This is a genomic window from Micromonospora sp. (assembly GCF_048594385.1).
Lineage (GTDB): Bacteria > Actinomycetota > Actinomycetes > Mycobacteriales > Micromonosporaceae > Micromonospora > Micromonospora wenchangensis.
Map to the genome: position 1 here is coordinate 1 of NZ_JBMDWU010000286.1, position 5792 is coordinate 5792.

The following is a 5792-nucleotide window of genomic DNA, read 5'->3' on the forward strand; positions in this document are numbered from 1 at the left end:
ACGCCCGCCGCGCCGCCGGCGGACGCCGCGACTCCCGGCGTGGGATCCCGTACCGGGCGAGGTCACCCCGGGAGTTGATCCCGAGCTTGGCATAGGCGCGGAACAGGTGGTTCTCCACCGTCCGTACCGACAGGACCAGGCGCCCGGCGATCTCGGCGTTCGTCGCCCCACCCGCGGCCAGCTCGGCGACGAGGCGCTCACGGGAGGTCAACGGGTCGGCGGGCACGGGTGACCGGCCCAGCAGCGGGGTCGGCGGGTCACCCACCTCGTGCGCGAGCTCGGCGGCCCGTCGCCGGGCCGCCGCCGCAGCCCGACCGGACGCGCACCGGGCCGCCGCCGCGGCGGCCTCTGCCGCGTACAGGGGTGAACCGACCGTCTCGAAGGCCGCCGCGGCCTCCGACAAGGTCGCGGGGCAGGCACGTTCCAGCCCGGTGGCCAGGGCCAGCCGCGCCACGCCGACGGGGGACCCGACGGCGAGCGACGCCAGCCGGGCCCGTACCCCGACGCCGTCGTGCATCCGCAGGCGCTCGTGCAGGATCCAGGACTCGGCGGCCACCGCCCGGTCCCGCGCGGCCCTCGCCTGACCCTGCCGCAGCAGGTCGCAGGCCAGGGCGTGACGACCCTCGGCGTACGCCGCCCAGCCCAGCGCGATCGGCACGGTGTGGCGCAGGAACCCCAGGCCCGCCCGGGGCGAGCGCAGGTGGGTCACCCACGTCGGCTCCGGGGTCAGACCGCGTGAGCCGTGGGCCACGGTCAGCACGGACAGGCAGACCCGGGTGCAGTCGGTCATCCCGGCGGCCACCGAGGTCACCAGGCTCCGCCGCGCCCAGCGTGTCGCATCGTCCAGGTGCCCCGCCTGCAACCGGGCCGCGGCGACGCACACCGCCGCCCAGGCGCGCTCGAAGACCACCCCGTCGGCCAGCGCGCCGTGGTACGCGCGTTCGGCGGTGTGCGCGGCGTCGTCGAGCCGACCGTGCTCGCGCAGGGCGTGGCTGGCGTACACGAGCAGTTTGTCGCGGGTCCCGGCGGTCGCCTCCGGCCCGGCGTCCGTGACCTGGTCGAGCAGTTCCTCGACGACGGCGACCGCCTCGCCGGTCCGGCCGAGGTGGGCCAGGGCGTTGCTGCGGCTCGTCGCCAGCATGGTCCGGACCGGCAACGGCAGCGTGACGCCGTCCCCGACGCCGGACGCGAGTGCCAGCGCCTCGTCGGGGAACCCGGCGTATGCCAGGGCGTCGGCCTCGGCGACCGCGAACAGGGCCCCGACCGGTGCACCGGCGGGATAGCGGGCGGACTGCTGTCGCAGCACGTCCCGGGCGGCGGGCAGGTCGTGGCAGCCCCAGAGGACCACCTTGTGCAGGGTCACGGCGAGCAGGGCGGCGTCCCTGCCCGGTGGGGTACGGCCCAGCGCGTCGCGCAGGACGGCCACCGCCTCGTCGGCACGCCCGGTCTCCCAGAGGTTGACCGCGAGGACGAGGGCGGCACCGACGGCGACCTCCGGGTGGGCGGTCCACACCTCGGGGACCCGGTCGAGGCACGCCCGGGCGAGCCGTACCGCGACGTCCGTCGCACCACCGGCGGCAGCGACCCGCGCGGCGGCCAGCAACGGCCCGGGCTGCGCGGCCTCTCCGGCGTCCAGGCTCAGCACGGTGCACCGCACCTGGTCGTGCGGCGTGAGAGTCCGGGCGACCGCGAGGTGTTCGCGGAGCACCGCCCGCCGCCGGGCGGGTGACAGCCCCTCCCACAGCACCTCGGCGAACAACGGGTGCACGAACCGTGCGGTCTCGGCCGCCCAGACCGCGATCCCGTGGGCGACCAGGTGCTCGGTTCCGGCGAGGTGCCCGGCCTGCGCGATCTCGTCGTCGTGCGCCCGGCCGGTGGCGGCCAGGAAGCGGGCGGCGGCGACGGCGTCGTCGGGCAGGCCCGCCAGTCGCGTCGGCAGGAGACTGCGCAGCCCGGTGGGGACCGGCAGCGGCCCGACGGCGTGCCAGCCGACCGCCGACCGGTGCAACGCGCCGCAGCGTCGCGCGCCGTCGAGCAGTTGGGTGACGAACAGGGCGTTCCCGCCGGTCCGCCGCCACACGTCGTCGACGATCCCAGCGTCGACCGGGCCGTCGAGCAGCGCGTCGACCAGCTGCTCCGTGCACGTCCGGTCGAACGGCGCGATCGGCAGGAGCACGGTGTTCGACGACGCCGCGAGCTCGGCCACGGCGGGCGGCACCCGAGCGTCGGCGGTCCGGACGGTACCGACCAGGGTGCGACCGGCGTCGCGGGCGACCCGTACCGCGACGGCCAGGGAGACCTCGTCGCAGCCGTCCAGGTCGTCGACCGCGAGCACCGTGCCGACGGGGACCGCCCGGAGCACCTGGGCGACCATCTCCGGAAGTGACGTCGTCGCCGGGTCGACCAGGTGCGCCAGGGCCGCCAGCGGGACGTGTGACAGGCCCCGCGTGCCCCAGGCGCGGACGGCGGGAACGGCCGTGGACACGGCGTCGAGCAGGCGGGTCTTGCCCACGCCGGCCTCGCCGGTGACCAGGACCACGTCCGTCTGCGGATCGTGTACCGCAGCGAGGACGTCGCTGAACTCCCCGGCCCGGCCGATCATCGTCATGCCGGGATCATCTCCTCAGCCCTGTTGGTGGATGCAGCGTGCCGGCCGACGCCATCAGGCCTCCCGGGCACTCGTGAGCTGGACAGGTTCACCGGCGATCGACGGCCCGGGCCACCCGGAACCGGGTTGCGGCCCCGCGTCGCGGCGGTTCGCCCGCTGTCCGGGCGTCGACCGCCATGCCGTGCGCGCCCGTGTGCAGGCGCGGCTGGACTCGTGGTGGTGGCGGCGGTGTGCTGTCTGCATTGTGGCTTCGACGAACCGGTACGCCAACAATGCGCCCCCATCGGAATCCCGACCGGGCCGAGCGGGTGACCACCGTGTCCGCCGCCCGGTCCACCCGCCGTTGCGCATTCCTGCCAGGTTCTGCCGCAATTCTGGACAAAGGAAGCGCCGCGCCGAATTGGCGGCATTGGCCCGGCATGCTCGATCTGCGCCCGCCAGGGAATCCGACGTTGGTCGGGCATCAACCGACAACGATATTATCGATTGCATTGAATTTCCCGACCTCGAAGGGGCGATTATGTCCACATTGGTTCGCGCGGTCGTCGCGGCTGCCGCCCTGGCATTCGTCGTCGTTGGTGCCCAGGCGGCGCTGGCGTCGGCGCCTTCCGGTGACGTGGTCGCGCTGTGCGCCCACGCACCCCGTGGCTGCCACAGCTGACCCACCCTGCTGCGGCCGTCGCCCAGCCTGCGACATCGGGTGGCACCTCGCCTGAGGTGCCACCGTGGCGGTGGCGTTCTGTCGTGGGGCTGCAACGGCCGTGGACAGCTCGGCGACGGCACCGTGCAGGACCGACCCCGTGCCGGTGCAGGTCCTGGCACCCCGGAACTGACAGCTGCACGTGATCCTTTCCGGCATGCTCCGCGCCGACGCACCACCCGACCTGTCCCGGGCGGCGACCGACGATCCCCACGTCCGGGCGCTCCGGGCGCCCCGAACCGGTCCGAGCGCGGTCGACCGCCGCGAACGGCGAGCAGCAGTCGATTCCGTGCGGGCTGGATTGTGCGTTGGCGTAGCTCACAGCGGGACGCTATGCTCCGCCACGATGAATCCTTCTCTCAGATTGGGGGCCCGGTTCGCGCAAGGTGAGTGCTGATGCGCTCCCTCGCCGCGAATGCGGATTCCCGCCTCTTTCTCTGGCGGCGTGTGCGCGAGTACGCCGTGCCGCCCTCCATGATCAAGGCCGCGACCGCTCGTCGCCTCGTCGGCGACTGGGCCGGGGCGTGCGCCACCGCCCGCGTCGACGTCGACCTCGACCTGCGCGCCGTAGCCCGCCGACACGGCCGTGACCTGGCCGCCCGACTGCGGGCCGATCTCCGGCATCTCGCGCCGGACCTGCTGCGCTGGCACCTGCCGAGGATCGCTCCCGACGGGCTGCTGCGCCCGGGTCTGACCGTCTCGCTGACCAGCTACCGGCTGGCGGGACACGACGGCGTCGAGTCGGTGCACCTCGTGGCTCGGACGCCGCCGGCCTGGGCGGACGCGGGCCAACGGATCAGCCTGGCGCTGTGGGCCGGAGCCGACGAAGCGGGCAACTGCCCGCATCCGCATCCGCGTCCCGACCGTCGGTTCCGCTTCGACCTGCACCGTCACCTCTGGGACGTACGCAGAGCCGACGAGCTACCGAGTCGGTCGGGTGCCCAGCGGTCACCCTCCGCCACCACCACCGTGATGGGACCTGATCAGCCCTGGGACGCGTTGCGGGAATGCGGTTACGCGGTGCACCGGTGGGCGGCCGAAGCGGCGATGCTGCTCCACGCCGAAGGCCGTACCGGCGGGGCCGTGACGGTGCGCCTCGGCCCTCGACGTCGGCTGCTACTGCACGTCGCTCCGGCAGGGACGGACCTGCGGGCGCCCGGGGCACGGATCACCGGGGCGTCACGGGCCGGTCGGGTCGCCGGGCTGCCGGTGCTGCCCGACGCGGCGACCTGGACGGCACCCGACCCGGAGTTGCTGCGTCGCGGGCTGATCGAGGTCGACCGGCTCCACCCGCTGGTGGCCGCGGCGCTTGCGCCCGGCCACCCGGTGGCCGCCGCGTCCGCGTCGCCGGTCCCGGCAGCAGCGCCACGTCTCGTGGCCTGCCGGGGAGCCTGGCACCGCATCGGCCTGGTGGACGGCGCGCTTGCACCCCTCGACCACGACCCGGCGGAACTCCACCGGGAGGAGCTGCTGGCCGCGCTGACCGGCACCCCGCTGCCCTGCCTGCGGGCGGTCGACGAAACGCACCGCCGGCCGGAGTGCCTTCCCGACATCCGCGCCCGCCTGGACCACGGCGACACCGCCGGGGCGCTGGCCACCGTCGAGGCCCTGCTCGGACCCGAGGCGCTCCTGCCCGGCGGGGAGCTGCGTGAGGAACTGCACGACGCCGCGCTGCGCCGCATCACCTACGGGCTGTTCCGCGCCGGGCTGGTCGACCAGGGACCTGCTCCCTGCTCCCGGGACCGGCAGTGCAAGCGTGACCGCCGCTCCCACCCACGCCACACGATCGCCCGCTGACCGCGGGACCTCGCCCCCTCGCCCGGCTCCGGGCCGGCCAACACGATCTCAGGTGATCTCCGATGCCTTTCCCGCGTACCCCGATCGACACCGCCCCGCAGCTCGACGTCGCCGCCGGCCTGGTGGCGCTGCTGTGCGACACCACCACCGAGACCCGCTGCGACCCGCAGTTGGAGGCACTGACCCTGGCCGTGGCCGCCGACCTGCCGGTGCTGCTCTGGGGAGAGCCGGGAATCGGCAAGACCGCCGCCCTCACCCAGCTCGCCACCGCACTGGACCTGCCGCTCACGACGGTGATCGCCAGCGTCCACGAGCCCTCCGACTTCGCGGGGCTGCCGGTCGTCGGCGACGATCCGGCGACCCAGGGTGTCCCGATGGCACCGCCGGACTGGGCCGTGCGCCTGGTACGCGCCGGTCGCGGACTGCTGTTCCTGGACGAACTGTCGACCGCCCCACCCGCCGTGCAGGCCGCCCTGCTCCGACTCGTGCTCGAGCGGCAGATCGGCAGCCTGCGCCTACCGGCCGGGGTCCGGATCGTGGCCGCCGCCAATCCACGATCCTCGGCCGCCGACGGCTGGGAGCTGAGCCCACCGCTGGCCAACCGCTTCGTCCATCTGCAGTGGACCTACGACCACGACGTCGTCGTACGCGGCCTGGGCGGGACCTGGCCCCGGGCGGTGCTGCCCC

The 5792-nt window shown here is 74.6% G+C and carries 4 protein-coding genes; 3 read left to right on the forward strand and 1 reads right to left on the reverse strand.

The features are described 5' to 3' along the window. On the reverse strand, positions 1 to 2608 hold a 2608-nt coding region (locus ACOJTC_RS15455; RefSeq protein ID WP_420117406.1), incomplete at its 3' end, for a LuxR C-terminal-related transcriptional regulator. Positions 2609 to 3308: 700 nt separating this feature from the next. On the opposite strand from ACOJTC_RS15455, the gene ACOJTC_RS15460 reads away from it, so the two are divergent. The 3 genes from ACOJTC_RS15460 to ACOJTC_RS15470 all read left to right on the forward strand — a co-directional run. Further along, positions 3309 to 3698, forward strand: a complete 390-nt coding sequence (locus tag ACOJTC_RS15460) for an RCC1-like domain-containing protein (RefSeq protein ID WP_420117407.1) — start codon at positions 3309 to 3311, stop codon at positions 3696 to 3698. A gap of 6 nt (positions 3699 to 3704) precedes the next feature. Continuing rightward, positions 3705 to 5105 carry a hypothetical protein gene (locus ACOJTC_RS15465; RefSeq protein WP_420117408.1) on the forward strand — a complete coding sequence of 467 codons (1401 nt, stop codon included), beginning with the start codon at positions 3705 to 3707 and terminating at the stop codon, positions 5103 to 5105. 62 nt (positions 5106 to 5167) lie between these two features. Further along, positions 5168 to 5792, forward strand: a 625-nt coding sequence (locus tag ACOJTC_RS15470) for an AAA family ATPase (protein ID WP_420117409.1), incomplete at its 3' end; no start/stop codon positions are given.